Annotated in this window: 14 protein-coding genes; 9 read left to right on the forward strand and 5 right to left on the reverse strand. The window is 62.6% G+C overall.

Going from position 1 to position 16,983, the window contains the following annotated elements; translation table 11 throughout:
• Positions 1–41 precede the first annotated feature (41 nt).
• The 6 genes from grpE (at position 42) to Q0T48_RS19735 (ending at position 7,931) form a co-directional block, all read left to right on the forward strand.
• Complete coding sequence (gene grpE / locus Q0T48_RS19710) at positions 42–590, forward strand: nucleotide exchange factor GrpE (protein WP_295960052.1); 549 nt, start codon at positions 42–44, stop codon at positions 588–590.
• Positions 591–710: 120 nt separating this feature from the next.
• Positions 711–2,645 (forward strand): molecular chaperone DnaK, encoded by a 1,935-nt coding sequence (gene dnaK, locus Q0T48_RS19715; protein WP_295960054.1) that lies wholly within the window; start codon positions 711–713, stop codon positions 2,643–2,645.
• Between the two features lie 130 nt (positions 2,646–2,775).
• Positions 2,776–3,915 (forward strand): molecular chaperone DnaJ, encoded by a 1,140-nt coding sequence (gene dnaJ / locus Q0T48_RS19720; RefSeq protein WP_295960056.1) that lies wholly within the window; start codon positions 2,776–2,778, stop codon positions 3,913–3,915.
• Between the two features lie 360 nt (positions 3,916–4,275).
• Positions 4,276–5,394 (forward strand): S-(hydroxymethyl)glutathione dehydrogenase/class III alcohol dehydrogenase, encoded by a 1,119-nt coding sequence (locus Q0T48_RS19725; protein ID WP_295960060.1) that lies wholly within the window; start codon positions 4,276–4,278, stop codon positions 5,392–5,394.
• A complete protein-coding gene (gene fghA, locus Q0T48_RS19730; protein WP_295960063.1) occupies positions 5,394–6,263 on the forward strand; it encodes an S-formylglutathione hydrolase in 870 nt (289 codons plus the stop codon). Before Q0T48_RS19725 ends, fghA begins: the two co-directional genes overlap by 1 nt.
• 21 nt (positions 6,264–6,284) lie before the next feature.
• Positions 6,285–7,931, forward strand: a complete 1,647-nt coding sequence (locus Q0T48_RS19735; protein WP_295960066.1) for a phosphoethanolamine--lipid A transferase — start codon at positions 6,285–6,287, stop codon at positions 7,929–7,931.
• Between the two features lie 55 nt (positions 7,932–7,986).
• Here the strand turns inward: Q0T48_RS19735 and Q0T48_RS19740 are convergent, their stop codons facing one another.
• Positions 7,987–8,721 (reverse strand): SDR family oxidoreductase, encoded by a 735-nt coding sequence (locus Q0T48_RS19740; protein WP_295960068.1) that lies wholly within the window; start codon positions 8,719–8,721, stop codon positions 7,987–7,989.
• 105 nt (positions 8,722–8,826) lie between these two features.
• Between Q0T48_RS19740 and Q0T48_RS19745 the strand changes: the two genes are divergently transcribed.
• On the forward strand, positions 8,827–9,720 hold the full coding sequence (locus Q0T48_RS19745; RefSeq protein ID WP_295960070.1) for a LysR family transcriptional regulator: 894 nt from the start codon (positions 8,827–8,829) through the stop codon (positions 9,718–9,720).
• Here the strand turns inward: Q0T48_RS19745 and dusA are convergent.
• Together dusA and hutC are read right to left on the reverse strand one after the other, a co-directional pair.
• Positions 9,690–10,685, reverse strand: a complete 996-nt coding sequence (gene dusA / locus Q0T48_RS19750) for a tRNA dihydrouridine(20/20a) synthase DusA (RefSeq protein WP_295960073.1) — start codon at positions 10,683–10,685, stop codon at positions 9,690–9,692. The two genes, Q0T48_RS19745 and dusA, sit on opposite strands and share 31 nt — an antisense overlap.
• Positions 10,682–11,425 carry a histidine utilization repressor gene (hutC, locus tag Q0T48_RS19755; protein WP_295960075.1) on the reverse strand — a complete coding sequence of 248 codons (744 nt, stop codon included), beginning with the start codon at positions 11,423–11,425 and terminating at the stop codon, positions 10,682–10,684. The genes dusA and hutC overlap by 4 nt, the downstream gene beginning before the upstream one ends.
• 82 nt (positions 11,426–11,507) lie before the next feature.
• Here hutC and hutH point away from each other — a divergent pair, with 82 nt between their 5' ends.
• Together hutH and Q0T48_RS19765 are read left to right on the forward strand one after the other, a co-directional pair.
• Positions 11,508–13,046: a histidine ammonia-lyase gene (gene hutH / locus Q0T48_RS19760; RefSeq protein ID WP_295960078.1), complete on the forward strand. Its 1,539-nt coding sequence runs from the start codon at positions 11,508–11,510 to the stop codon at positions 13,044–13,046.
• Between the two features lie 113 nt (positions 13,047–13,159).
• The gene (locus Q0T48_RS19765; RefSeq protein WP_295960080.1) at positions 13,160–14,992 is read left to right on the forward strand and encodes a M14 family metallopeptidase; all 1,833 of its coding nucleotides are present in this window, start codon (positions 13,160–13,162) and stop codon (positions 14,990–14,992) included.
• Between the two features lie 110 nt (positions 14,993–15,102).
• Here Q0T48_RS19765 and Q0T48_RS19770 read toward each other — a convergent pair whose 3' ends face one another.
• Positions 15,103–15,765, reverse strand: a complete 663-nt coding sequence (locus tag Q0T48_RS19770; RefSeq protein WP_295960082.1) for a hypothetical protein — start codon at positions 15,763–15,765, stop codon at positions 15,103–15,105.
• On the reverse strand, positions 15,762–16,859 hold the full coding sequence (gene zapE, locus Q0T48_RS19775) for a cell division protein ZapE (RefSeq protein WP_295960085.1): 1,098 nt from the start codon (positions 16,857–16,859) through the stop codon (positions 15,762–15,764). Before zapE ends, Q0T48_RS19770 begins: the two co-directional genes overlap by 4 nt.
• Between the last annotated feature and the right edge of the window lie 124 nt (positions 16,860–16,983).

The following is a 16,983-nucleotide window of genomic DNA, read 5'->3' on the forward strand; positions in this document are numbered from 1 at the left end:
CAAGTTTGCGTAGCTGGTTCACTCCATTCACCCTCCAGAACATGTCTGAAAACAACTCCAATCCCGACCACCAGCCCATGGACGGCATGGCCCCCGCCGATGAGCAAGCGACCAGCGACGTGGAAGCACTGGCCATGGCCCAGGCCGAACTGGCTGCCCTGAAGGCCAAAAGCGCCGATCTGGCCGACCAGTTCCTGCGCGCCAAGGCGGATGCCGAAAACGCCCGCCGCCGCGCCGAAGACGACATCGCCAAGGCCCGTAAATTCAGCCTGGAAAGCTTTGCCGAAAGCCTGCTGCCCGTGGCCGACAGCCTGGAAGCCGGTCTGGCCATCAAGGACGGCACGCCCGCCCAGATCCGCGAAGGCGCCGAAGCCACCCTGCGCCAGCTCAAAAGCGCGCTGGAACGCAACAAGGTCATCGAGATCGCCCCCGCCGCGGGCACCAAGTTCGACCCGCACCAGCACCAGGCCATCAGCGTGGTGCCTGCCGAGCAGGAAGCCAACACCGTGGTCAGCGTGCTGCAAAAGGGCTATTTGATCTCGGAGCGCGTGCTGCGCCCGGCCCTGGTCACGGTTACCGCACCTAAATAAATAAAAAGCGCAGGGATTTCAATCACCCCACTCTTGAAGTGGCGAAAGTAATCCGCACCTTGAACGCAACAGGGCTTTGCTTGAAGCCCGCACCATTTACACAAATCGAAGGACGAAATCATGGGAAGAATTATTGGTATTGACTTGGGCACCACCAACAGCTGCGTTTCCGTTATGGAAGGCAATGTGCCCCGCGTGATCGAAAACGCCGAAGGCGCACGCACCACCCCCTCCATCGTGGCGTACCAAGAAGACGGCGAAGTACTGGTCGGCGCATCCGCTAAGCGCCAAGCGGTCACCAACCCACGCAATACGCTGTACGCCGTCAAGCGTTTGATCGGCCGCAAGTTCACCGAAAAAGAAGTCCAGAAAGACATCGATCTGATGCCTTACTCCATCGTGGCGGCCGACAACGGCGATGCCTGGGTGGAAGTGCGCGGCAACAAGATTTCGGCCCAACAGGTCAGCGCCGACATTCTGCGCAAGATGAAGAAGACCGCCGAAGACTACCTGGGCGAAGCCGTCACCGAAGCCGTGATCACCGTGCCTGCGTACTTCAACGACGCACAACGCCAAGCCACCAAGGACGCAGGCCGCATCGCCGGTCTGGACGTGAAGCGCATCATCAACGAACCCACCGCAGCAGCCCTGGCCTTTGGCCTAGACAAGCACGAAAAGGGCGATCGCAAGATTGCGGTGTATGACTTGGGCGGCGGCACGTTCGACGTGTCCATCATCGAAATCGCCGATGTCGATGGCGAAAAGCAATTCGAAGTGCTGTCTACCAACGGCGACACCTTCCTGGGCGGCGAAGACTTTGACCAACGCATCATCGACTTCATCATTGCCGAGTTCAAGAAAGAGTCCGGTGTCGACCTGTCCAAGGACGTGCTGGCCCTGCAGCGCCTAAAAGAAGCCGCTGAAAAGGCCAAGATCGAGCTGTCCAACAGCGCATCGACCGACATCAACCTGCCCTACGTGACAGCCGATGCCTCCGGCCCCAAGCACCTGAACATCAAGCTCAGCCGCTCCAAGCTGGAAGCGCTGGTCGAAGAATTGATCGAGCGCACCATCGCGCCTTGCCGCACCGCCATCAAGGATGCGGGTGTGAGCGTGGCCGACATCCATGACGTGATTTTGGTCGGCGGCATGACCCGCATGCCCAAGGTGCAAGAGAAGGTGAAGGAATTCTTCGGCAAGGAACCCCGCAAGGACGTGAACCCTGACGAAGCCGTAGCCGTTGGCGCAGCCATCCAGGGCCAGGTGTTGAGCGGCGACCGCAAGGACGTGCTGCTGCTGGACGTGACCCCTCTGTCGCTGGGTATCGAAACCCTGGGCGGCGTGATGACCAAGATGATCGTCAAGAACACGACCATCCCGACCAAGTTTGCGCAGACCTTCTCTACCGCCGACGACAACCAGCCCGCCGTGACCATCAAGGTGTTCCAGGGCGAGCGCGAAATCGCCAACGTCAACAAGCTGCTGGGTGAGTTCAACCTCGAGGGCATCCCACCGGCAGCGCGTGGTACGCCACAGATCGAAGTGTCGTTCGACATCGATGCCAACGGCATCTTGCACGTCGGCGCGAAAGACAAGGGCACCGGCAAGGAAAACAAGGTCACCATCAAGGCCAACTCGGGTCTGTCGGAAGCCGAAATCCAGCAAATGGTGAAAGATGCCGAGCTGAACGCCGCCGACGACAAGAAGAAGCTGGAACTGGTGCAAGCCCGTAACCAGGGCGAAGCCAGCGTGCACAGCGTCAAGAAGAGCCTGACCGAGTACGGCGACAAGATCGAAGCGGCAGAAAAGGAAAGCATCGAAGCCGCCATCAAGGCGCTGGAAGAAGTCTTGAAGGGCGAAGACAAAGCCGCCATCGAAGAGAAGAACACCGCTCTGATGACTGTGAGCCAGAAGCTGGGCGAGAAGATGTACGCCGACATGCAAGCCAAGCAAGCCGCCGACGAAGCCGGTGCTGCTGCGCCGGGTGCCGAAGCCGCCAAAGCCGCTGACGACAACGTGGTCGATGCCGAAGTGAAAGAAGTCAAGAAGGGCTAACTGAGCAGCCGCAGGCTTGATCAGACCCGCGCCGCGCCTGGACAGTCCCGATGGGACTTTCGGCGCGGCTTTTTGCGTAACGAGCTATCCGGCTCCTCCCCGATCGCCGTAGTGAGAAAGTGATTGCAGCATGAGCAAACGAGATTATTACGAAGCCCTCGGCGTTCCCAAGAATGCCTCCGAGGAAGAAATCAAGAAGGCCTATCGCAAACTGGCGATGAAGCACCATCCTGACCGCAACCAGGGTGATTCGGCCAAGGGTGCCGAAGACAAGTTCAAGGAAATCAAGGAAGCCTACGAAATGCTGAGCGACGCGCAAAAGCGCGCCGCCTACGACCAGCACGGCTTTGCCGGTGTCGACCCGAACATGCGCGGCGGCCCCGGGGCCGACGGCTTTGCAGGCGGTGGCTTTGCCGAGGCCTTTGGCGATATTTTTGGCGACATGTTCGGCCAAAGCCGCGGTGGACGCGGCGGTGGCCGCCAGGTGTTCCGCGGAGCCGACCTCAGCTACGCCATGGAAGTCACGCTGGAAGAAGCCGCACGCGGCAAGGAAGCGCAGATCCGCATTCCCACCTGGGAAGCCTGCGACACCTGCCACGGCAGCGGTGCCAAACCCGGCACCCAGGCCAAGACCTGCGGCACCTGCGCGGGCCAGGGCACGGTGCAGATGCGCCAGGGGTTCTTCAGCGTGCAGCAAACCTGCCCCACCTGCCGCGGCACGGGCAAGGTCATTCCCGACCCCTGCACCGTCTGCAGCGGCCAGGGCAAGGTCAAGAAGCAAAAGACGCTGGAAGTCAAAATCCCCGCCGGTATCGACGACGGCATGCGCATCCGCAGCGTGGGCAATGGCGAGCCGGGCTCGAACGGCGGACCCTCGGGCGACCTGTACATCGAGATCCGCACCAAGAAGCACGACATCTTCGAGCGCGACGGCGGCGACCTGCACTGCTCGGTGCCGGTGAGCTTCATCACCGCCGCCCTGGGTGGCGAGATCGAAGTGCCCACCCTGTCCGGTAAGGCCGCCATCGACATCCCCGAAGGCACGCAAGCGGGCAAGCAGTTCCGCCTGCGCGGCAAGGGCATCAAAGGTGTGCGCGACAGCTCGCCCGGCGACCTGTACTGCCACATCACGGTGGAAACCCCGGTCAAGCTCACCGAACACCAGCGCAAGCTGATGCGCGAGCTCGACGAGTCCTTCAAAAAGGGCGGCGGCAAGCATTCGCCCACCGGAGACAGCTGGACGGACAAGCTGAAGAAGTTCTTCGCATGAACTGTTGAACACCCCCAGGCTGCAGCGCTTCGCGTCTTTCGCCACCCCCCTCGTATCGGTTTGAAAAACCGATACGACACGCAGAGGGCAAAAGCAGCGGCCTGGCGGAGCCAATTCCGCGCTGTTCTGGAAAGGGCTTTACTGCGCTTGCCCTGGTTTGATTCAAAGCCCCTTGGTGCCTGCACCCTGGGGCTTTTTTCATAGACGGGCTAAAACCATGCTCGCTATAGTGTTGATAGCTACTCACGTATGTAGCACCTACGCCAGAGGCACTTTTATTATAAAAATAGCACTGCAAACTGATGGGAATTGATGCTATCCGCTTATAGTTGAAGTTTTGCCAACAGCAAGGACATTGCCATGAAAACCAAAGCCGCCGTCGCCTGGAAAGCAGGTGCCCCGCTTACCATCGAAACCGTGGACCTGGAAGGCCCCAAGTTCGGCGAAGTGCTGGTCGAAATTAAGGCCACCGGCATCTGCCATACCGACTACTACACCCTCAGCGGCGCCGACCCCGAAGGCATCTTCCCCGCCATCCTGGGCCATGAAGGCGCAGGCATCGTGGTGGACGTGGGCCCCGGTGTCACCACCTTGCAAAAGGGTGACCACGTCATCCCTCTCTACACCCCCGAATGCCGCCAGTGCAAGTTCTGCCTGAGCCGTAAGACGAATCTGTGCCAACTGATCCGTGGCACCCAGGGCAAAGGCCTGATGCCCGATGCCACCAGCCGCTTCAGCCTGGACGGTAAACCCATCTTCCACTACATGGGCACCAGCACCTTCAGCAACTACACCGTCGCCCCCGAGATATCCCTGGCCAAGATCCGCAAGGATGCTCCGTTTGACAAGGTCTGCTACATCGGCTGCGGTGTCACCACCGGTATTGGTGCCGTGCTGTTCACCGCCAAGGTCGAAGCCGGTGCAAATGTGGTCGTGTTCGGGTTGGGTGGCATCGGCCTGAACGTGATCCAGGGTGCCAAGATGGTTGGTGCCGACAAGATCATCGGTGTCGATCTGAACCCGGCCCGCGAAGCCATGGCCCGCAGCTTCGGTATGACCCACTTCCTGAACCCGAAGGACATTGAGGCTGCAGGCGGCAATATCGTGGACGCCATCGTCCAGCTGACCGACGGCGGCGCCGACTACAGTTTCGAGTGCATAGGCAACACCAAAGTCATGCGCCAGGCGCTGGAATGCACCCACAAAGGCTGGGGCCGCAGCATCATCATCGGCGTGGCTGAAGCGGGGGCAGAGATTTCCACCCGGCCCTTCCAACTGGTCACTGGCCGCAAATGGGAAGGCTCGGCCTTCGGCGGAGCCCGTGGGCGCACCGATGTGCCGAAGATTGTGGACTGGTACATGGAGGGCAAGATCAGCATCGACCCGCTGATCACCCACACCATGCCGTTGGAGGACATTAACAAGGGGTTTGAGTTGATGAAGCGCGGGGAATCCATTCGCGGCGTGGTGCTGTTCTGATGGGCGCGCTCACCACCCTCTCAGAGCACGCATGCTTTGACGGCATCCAGACCTTCTACCAACACGATTCCTCGGAAATCGGCCTGCCCATGCGCTTTGCGGTGTACATGCCGCCGAACACGTCCGGTCCGGTGCCCGCCCTGCTCTACCTGGCAGGCCTGACCTGCAACGAAGAGACCTTCATGGCCAAGGCTGGGGCGCAGCAGTACGCTGCGCAACTAGGCATTGCCTTGATCGCACCCGATACCGGACCGCGCGGTGCCAATGTGCCGGGCGAGGCCGATAGTTGGGACTTTGGCCTGGCGGCCAGCTTCTACATCGACGCGACCGAAGCACCCTGGTCTACCCACTACCGCATGGAAAGTTACCTCGTCAAAGAGCTGCTGCCTTTGGTGGTCGAAGAACTCTTGATCGACCCCAACCGTATTGGCATCTTCGGCCATTCGATGGGTGGGCATGGCGCGCTGACGCTGGCGCTGAAACACCCCGGTCTGTTCAAGTCGGTATCGGCCTTTGCGCCCATCTGCGCCCCCACCCAGTGCGCCTGGGGGCAAAAGGCGTTTACCGGCTACCTGGGTGCCGACAAAACGCCCTGGACCGCACACGATGCCGTGTTTTTGATGGCCGCCAAGACCGCTGCACCCTACCCCCAGGGCATCCTGATCGACCAAGGCTTGGCCGACAAGTTTTTGGCCCCCCAGCTCAACCCGCATATTTTTGAAGCTGCCTGCCAGGCCGTGAGCCAACCACTGCTGCTGCGCCGCCATATCGGCTACGACCATGGTTACTACTTCATCGGCAGCTTCATGGCCGACCACATGGCACACCACGCAAACGCTTTACAGGCCGCCATTACAGTCTCGCCCTGACTCCACTTACTCGATGATCTGATGCCCTTGTACGACAGCGCCCGCACGGGCCGCACCCGCCACCCCACCTGGCTGGTGCTGATATTTAGCCTGTGGATTGCCACGGTTTGCAACATCCCCCTGTGGCGTGAATGGAGCCGCATGCCCGAGCTGCAGAATCTGCGCGGCTTGGCCGTAGGCGCAGGGTTTGCCGTCACGATTGCTGCGGCCATGGCACTGCTGTTCAGTCTGCTGAACTGGCGCTGGACGCTCAAACCCGCCATCACGCTATCGCTGTTTGCAGCCGCGTTTGGCGCGCATTTCATGCTGTCGTACGGCGTGGTGATTGACACCACCATGCTGGTCAATGCGCTGGAAACCGACATGCGCGAAACCCGCGACCTGATGAACCTGCAAATGCTGGTCACGGTGCTCATCATGGCCGTACTGCCCAGCATCTGGCTGTGGCGGCAGCGCACACCGCGCCGCTCGGCCCTGCGCCAGATCGGCGGCAACCTGCTGACCGCCGTGCTGGCCCTGGGGATGCTGGTGGGCAGCTTGCTGCTGATTTTTCAAGACTTTTCATCGCTGATGCGCAACCACACCGAGCAGCGCTACCTGATCAACCCACTGAACTCTTTTTACGCGCTGGGCGATATTGCCGCCAAACCCTTCAAGCGTGACGAGCGCACGACTCTGCCGATTGGCCAGGATGCCCAGTTGACCGCCGCACCCGGCAAGCCGCCCCTGCTGTTGCTGGTGGTGGGCGAAACTGGGCGTGCAGGCCAGTTCGCATTGAACGGCTATGCCCGCCCCACTACGCCCGAGCTGGCCAAAGAACACATTGCCAGCTACCGCAACGCCTGGTCGTGCGGCACCAACACCGCCGCCTCGGTGCCCTGCATGTTCTCGCACCTGGGTAAGCAAGCCTATGAGGGCCGCACAGCCAACTATGAGGGCCTGCTGGACGTGCTGCAACGCAGCGGTCTGGGCGTGGTATGGATCGACAACCAGGCCGGCTGCAAAGGCGTGTGCGACCGCGTACCCAACACCAGCACCACCCAGCTCAAAGACAAAGACCTGTGTGTGGACGGCGAATGCTTTGACGAAATCATGCTGCGCCAGCTTGATGCCCGCATTGCCGAACTGCCCGCCGAGCGCCGCGCCAAAGGGGTGGTCGTGCTGCTGCACCAGATGGGTGGCCACGGCCCCGCCTACTACAAGCGCACCCCGGCTGCCTTCAAGAAGTTTTTGCCTGAATGCACCAGCAACAACCTGCAAGACTGCAGCCAGTCCCTGCTGATCAACGCCTACGACAACACTATCGTCTACACCGACCACGTGCTGGCCAGCGCCATCGCATGGCTGAAAAGCAAAGAAGCCACCAGCACCCCGGCCATGGTCTACGTGGCCGACCACGGCGAGTCGCTGGGTGAAAACAACATCTACCTGCACGGCCTGCCCTACGACATCGCACCCGATGTGCAAAAGCGCGTGCCCTGGATTACCTGGCTGTCCCCCGCTTTCGAGCAGCGCAGCCATGTGGCCACCGGGTGCCTGCAAAAGCAGCAAGACGTGCGCATCAGCCACGACAACTACTTCCATTCGGTGCTGGGCCTGCTGGGTGTAAAAACCAGCGTGTACCAGCCCGCGCTAGATATCTTTCAACCTTGCGTAGGGGTCAAGTAATTAATGTGAAACAACTTTCATGGCTTGGGGTGCATTGCACCCAAGTCCATGAAAGTCAGGCCAAACCGCCATTGGCCCGCAGCACCTGGCCATTGACCCAGCCAGCCTGAGGCCCCACCAGGAAAGACACCACCTGGGCGATGTCCTCGGGCTGGCCCAACCGCTCCAGCGGCGGCATTTTGGCAAAGGTGGCGATCTGCTCCGGAGTTTTGCCGTTCAAAAACAGTCCGGTAGCTACCGGGCCGGGGGCCACCACGTTCACCGTGATGTTGCGGCCGCGCAGCTCTTTGGCAAACACCTGGGTCAGCGCCTCCACCGCCGCCTTGCTGGCGTTGTAAATCGCGTAGCCGGGCAGCTTGAGCACCAGCGCGGTGCTGGAGAAGTTGACGATGCGCCCGCCATCGTTCAGGCGCTGGGCGGCTTCGCGCAAGGTATTGAAAGTGCCCCGGGTGTTGGTGTTGAAGGTCTGGTCGAACAGCGCGTCGCTGGTGTCGGCCAGCGGCGCGGGCTTCAAGATACCCGCGTTGTTGACCAGCACGTCCACCCGGCCCAGAGCCGATTCCACCGCCTCGAACATCGCGCGCACCTGCGCCGCATCCGCTACATCGGCCTGCACCGCCATGGCTTGGTGGCCCTGGTCATGGAGCACAGCCACCAGCGCGTCGGCCTCGGCCTGGCTGTGGGCGTAGTTGATGGCGACTGCAAAACCGTCTGAGGCCAGCTGCTGGGCAATGGCTGCGCCGATACCGCGCGATGCGCCGGTGACGAGGGCAATTTTGGGGGGTGTCATGGTTGATTCCTTGGGGTTGGGTAGGGGATAGCTGGATCATGCCCAGATCACCTACAAAGATAATCACCCTAAAATCGCCATTACTATTCGATATAAGCCAACAATATGGACCGGTTTGAAGAAATGAAGGTGTTTGTGCGCATCGTCGAGCGGCGCAGCTTTACCCAGGCGGCCGACGATCTGCAACTGCCCCGCGCCACCGTCACCAACGCCATCCAGCGGCTGGAAACCCGGCTGGGCACCCGCCTGCTGGAGCGCACCACCCGCCAGGTCAGCCCCACGCTGGACGGCGATGGCTACTACCAGCGCTGCCTGCGCCTGCTGGCCGACATGGAGGAGGCCGAGGACGCATTTCGCAACACGGCACCCAAGGGCTTGCTGCGGGTGAACCTGCAAGGCACGCTGGCGCGCAGGTTTGTGTTGCCCGCCCTGCCCGTTTTTTTGGCGCGCTACCCCGGGCTGGAGCTGCACATCGGCGAAGGCGACCGGCTGGTGGACCTGGTGCGCGAGGGCGTAGATTGCGTGCTACGCGCGGGCACGCTACAAGACTCGTCCATGGTGGCGCGCAGGGTGGCGAACCTGCCGCAGGTCACCTGCGCCAGCCCGGCCTACCTGGTCCAGTTCGGCATGCCCGCCGATCTGGCGGCGCTGGCTACGCACCGGGCGGTGAACTACCTGTCCAGCGCCACCGGGCGGGCGCTGCCGCTGGAATTCATGCTGAACGGCACACTCCAGACGCTGGAGCTGCCGGGCACGGTATCGGTCACCGGGGCGGATGTGTATGCTGCTTCGGCCCTCGCCGGGCTGGGCCTAGTGCAGGTGCCGCGCTACCGGGTTCAGGCCCGGCTGGACGATGGCAGCCTGCAGGAGGTACTGGCTCACCTGCCGCCGCCCGCCCTGCCGGTCAGCGTGTTGTATCCGCAGAGCCGGCAGCTATCAGCCCGGGTGCGGCTGTTTGCCGACTGGCTTCAGGCGCTTTTTGTCTCGTCAAACCCATAACGTGTATGCGCCAGGGCCATCACCTCGCGCGGCGGCGTGGCCTTGAGACGGTGGTCGCTCCACACCTGGCGCCAGCGCCGCGCACCCGGCAGTCCGTGGCGCAGACCCAGCATGTGGCGGGCAATGCTGTACCAGCCCGTGCCCTGCTCCACCGCCATGCGTTCCATGTACACCACCATCTGCTCCTCAATGCTTTCGCGCGTGGCCTCCACCGGTGCCGCGCCGAAAAACGCCGCATCCCAACCGGCCAGAAACCAGGGGTTGTGGTAGGCCTCGCGCCCGACCATCACGCCATCCAATTGGGTGAGCTGCTCGGCAATCTGCTCTTCGGTGGTGAAGCCGCCATTGATGGAGAAAGTGAGTGCCGGGAAGTCCTGTTTCAGGCGGTGCACCAGCTCGTAGCGCAAGGGCGGGATTTCGCGGTTCTCTTTGGGCGACAGGCCTTTAAGCCAGGCATTGCGGGCGTGCACGATGAACGTGGTACAGCCGCCTTCAGCCACGGTACCCACAAAGTCGCGTACAAAATCATAGCTCTCGGTCTTGTCCACACCAATGCGGTGCTTCACCGTCACCGGAATGTCCACCGCGTCGCGCATGGCCCGCACGCAGTCGGCCACCAGCTGCGGCTCGGCCATCAGACAGGCCCCGAACGCGCCACGCTGCACCCGCTCGCTGGGGCAGCCGCAGTTGATGTTGATCTCGTCGTAGCCCCATTCTTCGCCTAGCTGGGCGCAGCGGGCCAAATCCGCCGGTTCGCTGCCACCCAGTTGCAGGGCCACAGGGTGCTCTTCGGCATTGAAACGCAGGTGCCGCGGGACGTCGCCATGCAGCAACGCGCCCGTGGTCACCATCTCGGTGTAGAGCAAAGTGTGGCGCGACAGCAAGCGGTGCAGGTAGCGACAGTGGGCATCGGTCCAGTCCATCATGGGCGCAACGCTGACACGGTGGGAAGGCAAAGTCATCATGGCTTGAAATGTCCGTTCAGCTGGTAGCGCGCCCCAGGATGCACCTGGCGCGCCAGGGTGATGGGCACGTCGGCGTTGGCGGTTTTGCGCACCACCACCAGGCAGGGGGCGCTGGGTGGGATGCCCAGCAGTGCAGCCTCTTGCGCGGTGGGCAGGCTGGCCTCGACCGAGTACTGCGCTTCCCACAGCGGGGCTACGGTGCGCAGATAGTAGGTAGGCGAGAGCTGGGTAAAGTCGTTCTGCAGGTAGTCGGGCGCGCAGGCGGGGTTCACAAAACGGTCTTCGCACTGCATGGGCTCGTCATTTTCAAAATGCACCAGCAGCGTGTGGAAGACGCGTGTGCCGGGGGCCAGTCGAAACTGCTGGGCAATGGCCTCGGGGCAGGCTTCTTCTTGCGCCAGATGCACCACGGCGTGGTGGCGGTGGCCGCGCGCGGCAATTTCCTGCTGCAGGTCGTGGATGGTCAGGTTCGACGATACCGAGCCCAGGTGCGCGGCGAAGGTACCCACGCCTTGCAAGCGGGTAACCAAGCCTTCCGATTGCAGCTCGCGCAGGGCGCGACTGACAGTCATACGGCTGACCTGGAACTGCGCCACCAGTTCGGGCTCGGACGGCATCAGGCTGCCCGGCGGCCAGCGGCCTTGCGACAACTCTTTTTTTAAATGCGCCTTGACCCGGGCGAACGGTGCCTGGTTGGCGGGTTCCGTGGATGCCAGCGGCGATTGTCGTAAAAAAACCATACGCAAATTGTAGTTGTATGTAGTTGACTAGTCATGTCTACTCAATTACAGTCAGCCACCATTTGACGAAAGCGAGATTCCCATGCTGATCACCCCCGGCCTCCTCACCCTAGAGCAACTCCAACGTATCCATGCCAGCGTCACACTGCTAGAGCTGGACCCGACTTACCGCGACGGCATCCGTGCCAGCGCGGCCCTGGTGCAGGCCGCCGCCGATGGCGATGCCCCTGTGTACGGGGTTAACACCGGCTTTGGCAAACTGGCCAACCAGCGCATCAGCAAGGCGCAACTGGCCACGCTGCAACTCAACCTGATCCGCTCGCACAGCGTAGGTGTGGGCGAGCCACTGGCCGCGCCCATCGTGCGGCTGATGCTGGCCACCAAGGCCGCTAGCCTGGCGCGCGGCCATTCCGGCGTGCGCGAGGTAGTGGTGGACACCCTGCTGGCGGTGCACAACGCCGGGCTGGTGCCGCATGTACCGTCTCAGGGTTCGGTGGGCGCATCGGGCGACTTGGCCCCGCTGGCACACATGACGCTGGCACTGCTAGGTGAAGGCGAAATGTGGGTCGATGGCCAGCGCATGGCCGCGGCAGATGCCTTGGCACGGGCTGGTATCGCACCGCTCACGCTCGGCCCCAAGGAAGGCCTAGCGCTGATCAACGGCACCCAGACCTCGGCGGCATTGGCGCTGCACGGCCTGTTCATCTTTGAGCCGGTGCTGGAAGCGGCCTTGCTGGTCGGAGCCCTATCGGTAGAGGCCGCACGCGGTAGCGACGGCCCGTTCGACCCGCGTATCCACGCGCTGCGCGGCCAGCCCGGCCAGATCGACGTGGCTCGCTATTACCGTGCGCTGCTGGCGGGTAGCGCCATCCGCGAATCCCACGCCACCGGCGACGACCGGGTGCAAGACCCCTATTCGCTGCGCTGCCAGCCTCAAGTGGTGGGTGCCTGCCTGGACCAATTGCGCCACGCCAGCCGCATCTTGCTGATCGAAGCCAACGCGGTGACCGACAACCCACTGGTGTTTGCCAAAGACGGCGTGATGGTGTCGGGCGGCAACTTCCACGCCGAACCCGTCGCCCTGGCCGCCGACGGCATGGCTCTGGCGATTGCCGAAGTGGGCGCGATTGCCGAGCGCCGCATCGCCATGCTGATCGACAGCAGCGTCTCGCGCCTGCCGCCGTTTTTGACGGCCGATGCCGGGCTGCACAGCGGCTTCATGATCATGCACGTCACCGCTGCCTCGCTGGCCTCGGAAAACAAGTCCCTGGCCCACCCCGCCAGCGTGGACAGCCTGCCCACCAGCGCCAACCAGGAAGACCATGTGTCTATGGCCACCTTCGCCGCGCGCCGCCTGCAGGCTATGGTGAGCAACACGGCGCACATTCTGGCGATCGAATGGCTGGCCGCAGCCCAGGGTATCGACTTCTTGCGCCCCTTGACCAGCTCTGCCCCGCTGGAGCTGCTGCACGCCGCGCTGCGCGCCGACATCCCCCGCATGGACCACGACCGCTACTTCGGGCCCGATATTGCCCACGCCACCGAGATGGTGCGCAGCGGGGCTATCAGCAGCATCTTCCGCACCCTGCCCGGCCTGCCCGCGCTGTGGACGGCAATTTAAGGTAACGCGCTGAACAAGTCCCTCGCGGGGACTTGTTCAGCGTCGCCGTCAGCCACCGGCTGCCAAGGCGCGGGTAACATGTCGGAACCCAAAGATGGAGGAGCATCCGCACCATGGTTTCCAGCAACGGCCCACGGCCCACATATCCTCTCGCTACGCCCTTGAAACTCTTCCGGCAGGCGGCCAACGCCGCCACGGTCCTGGCGCTTGCAGCCTGCAGTTCGACACCGCTACCGCCCTGGCATCCTGCCGCCGCGGTGCCACCCCGGCCTGCGGTGGCGGCCAAGCCCGCAGCCCCTGTGGCCCAAGCGCTTACCGATACCCCGGCTGTCGCCCAGCCGGTAGCCCGTGCCAGCATCACCGAAACCGATGCATCCCATACCGCCGCCCCGGACAGCGCGCCCTACAGCGCCGCCGTAGCCGCACGCTTCCCCGACCCGGCCATCGCCTACAGCACGCCGGGCCTGCTGCCAGGGCGCACCAGTTTCAGCAGCAATACCGAGGTGGCCGATTGGCTGGCCACCCTGAGCGACAAACCCAGCCGCGGTGTCCACCCCAGTGTGTTGCGCATCGGCCTGTCGCAGCAGGGCGTGCCCCTGGAAGCCCTGCTGCTGACCCGCGCCAGCAGTCCCGATGCGCCCACGGTGATCGCCACCGGGCGGCCCACGGTGCTGATCGTGGCGCAACAGCACGGCAACGAACCTGCCGGCAGCGAAGCCGCGCTGGTGGTGGCGCGCGAGCTGGCGCAGGGCCTGCTGGAGCCGCTACTAGACAAGATCAACGTGCTCATCGTGCCGCGTGCCAACCCCGACGGAGCCGCCGCCAACCAGCGCGTCACTGCCAACGGCATCGACATGAACCGCGACCACCTGCTGCTCAACAGCCCCGAGGCCCGCGCCTTGGCCCAGCTGGGCCACGACTACCAGCCCACGGTGGTGCTAGACGCGCACGAGTACACGGTGGTGGGCCGCTATCTGGAAAAGTTTGCGGCGATCCAAAAATTTGACGCCCTGCTGCAGTACGCCATGACCGCCAACATGCCCGAGTTTTTGACCCGTGCATCCGAAGAGTGGTACCGCCGCCCGGTGGTTTCTGCGCTCAAGTCGCAGGGCCTGACCAGCGAGTGGTACTACACCACCTCTACCGACATCGACGACCACGTGGTGTCCATGGGCGGCACCGAGCCCGACACCGGGCGCAACGTCAACGGCCTGAAAAACACCGTCAGCATGCTGATCGAAACCCGCGGGGTCGGCATCGGCCGCCTGCATATCCAGCGCCGCGTGCACACCCAGGTCACCGCCATGGTCAGCATGCTGCAAAGCACCGCCACCCGCGCCGAGCAATTGGGCCAACTGCGCTCCTATATCGACCGCGAAGTCAGCAGCCAAGCATGTGGTCGCACAGGCAGCAAAGCCATCGTGGCCGCAGGCCCCACCAGCGCCCAGTACGAGCTAACCATGCTCAACCCCAGCACTGGGGCCGATAAAAAGGTCTCGGTCGATTGGAATTCTGCGCTGGAGCTGCAAACCCTGAAGTCCCGTACCCGGCCCTGTGGCTACTGGCTATCGGCCGCGTCCACGGCTGCGGTGGACCGGCTGCAGCTATTGGGCGTACAAGTCATGCGGGTGGTGGATGCTGGCACTGTTTTGGGTGACCTGTACCGCGCCACCAGCCACAGCACCGGTGTGCGGCAAGACGTGCGTGGCAGCATTGCCGATGCCCAGCCCGTCAATCTGACCGAGGTGGAGTTGGTGCGCGGCTTGGTCGATACACCGCAAGGGAGTTTTTATGTGCCGCTAGGCCAACCCCTGGCCAACCTGGTGCTGGCCGCGCTGGAGCCCGACACGCAAAACAGCTACTTTGCCAACCACATCCTGCCCAACCTGAGCGATACCGCCCGCATCATGGCCGAACCCACCGGGGCACTGGAAAAGTTACCGTAGATTTCTTTAGGTTTTAGGGGCTATTTTCAAGCATGAAATAGCCCTCTAGCGTAAATAAAATTTACGCTAGGTGCTCCTATTTTTGAATACAAAAATAGGAGCATTTGTATTTAGGGCGCAGGTTCCGGCAAGGGCGCGGATTTGGCCTTGGTTTTGGCCGCATTGCGCTCGACGGTCTCGGCCTTGTGGTCGGCGGCTTCTTGCAGCTTTTTGGCGTAGCGGGCGGGTTCGTTGGCGGCTGCTACGTCGGCTGCACGGCGGGCGCGCGTGGCTTGGTTTTCCTGGTGGTTGCGGGCCTTGTTGTCGGCCGTGGCTTTGCGCGCAGCCTGGGCCTTCGCGGCCTCAGTCGGGTCATAAGGTTTGCGCGGCTCGGTAAGCGCATGGGGGCGGGTAGATCCGGTACCGCGCGGGGTGGCGGTGCCCACGGCAGCCGGTGGCTCGTCTTTGGCGGCAGCACTTTGCTCCATGCGCTGCATTTGCTCTGCGCCCTTGCGTTTGCGCTCCGCGTCGTTGAGCGAGATTTCCTGGCGGCGCAAGTCAGCCATCTCGACCCGGCGGCGGGCGCGACTGGCATCGCGGCAGTCGTTGACGGCAAATTTCTGGAAGCAGCCCGCCTCCTCGTCGGCAAAGCGCTTTTCAATCTGCTGGCGCTCGGCATTGATACGGGCATGCTCGGCAGCGACTTCCAGGCCGCCGTCGGCGATTTGTGCCAGCGCCGAGGCACTGCCCAGCACAGCCAGCAGGCACAACAGGCTTATCCGGTATTTTTTCATGTCAGATGGGTGTCCACAATGCGCCGTTCCAGCGCCAAAAATTCTGCCGACTGCATCTCGTGCAGGCGCGACACGGTGCGCGGAAACTCGTGCGCCATCGGGCCTTCGGTGTACAACTCTTCAGGCGGCACGGCGGCCGACATGATGAGCTTGACCCGGCGGTCGTACAGCACGTCCACCAGCCAGGTAAAGCGCCGCGCGGGCGATGCCATGTTGACCCCCATCGCGGGCACATTGCTCAGCAGCACGGTATGGAACTGGCTGGCCATTTCCAGGTAGTCGTTTTGCGATCGTGGCCCGCCGCACAGGGTTTGGAAGTCGAACCAGACCACGCCACCAGCCTTGCGCCGAGCCTGGATCTCGCGGGCTTCGATGTGCAGCACCGGGTCTTCGTCCTGGGTTTCGGCCAGCCGGGTGAAGGCCTCGGCCATCTCCAGATCGGCCTGCGGGCCCAGCGGCGTGTGGTAAATCTTGACCTGCTCCAGCGTGCGTTGCCGGTAGTCGGTGCCGTTGTCCACGCTCAGCACTTCCAGCTTTTCATTCAGCAGCGCAATGGCGGGCAGGATGCGGTCGCGGTGCAGGCCATTGGGGTAGAGGTCGTCGGGCTTGAAGTTGGAGGTGGTGACAAAGCCCACGCCGTTGGCAAACAGCGCGTCCAGCAGCCGGTGCAGAATCATCGCGTCGGTGATGTCGGCCACATGGAATTCGTCGAAACAGATCAACCGGTAGCGCTTGGCCATGCGCTTGCCCAGCTCGTCCAATGGGTTCACCGTGCCCTGCAGGTCGGCCAGCTCGCGGTGCACTTCGCGCATGAATTCATGGAAGTGCAGCCGGGTTTTGCGCTTCAAGGGCACAGCGTTGAAGAAACAGTCCATCAAAAAGCTCTTGCCCCGCCCTACCCCGCCGTACATGTACACGCCACGCGGAATCTCGGGCCGAAAGATCAGCTTTTTGAAACTGTTGGAGCGCTTTTCTTTGTACGCAGCCCACTCGGTGGCGCAACGTTCGAGCGCCTCGACGGCGCGCAACTGAGCAGGGTCGGCGGTGTAACCGCGCTGGGCCAGTTCGGCCTCATAGGCTTGTTTAACGCTCAAAGAAAAGAACTCCCGTTACTACAAATTAAATAGCTGCTAGTGCAGGCAGTACCTACGCTAGCAGCCATTTTCTTCTAAAACTGCAGGATGTACGCAAGTCCCTGTGCATGCCCATAGGGCGGCA

This window comes from Rhodoferax sp. (assembly GCF_025354435.1).
GTDB lineage: Bacteria > Pseudomonadota > Gammaproteobacteria > Burkholderiales > Burkholderiaceae_C > Rhodoferax_B.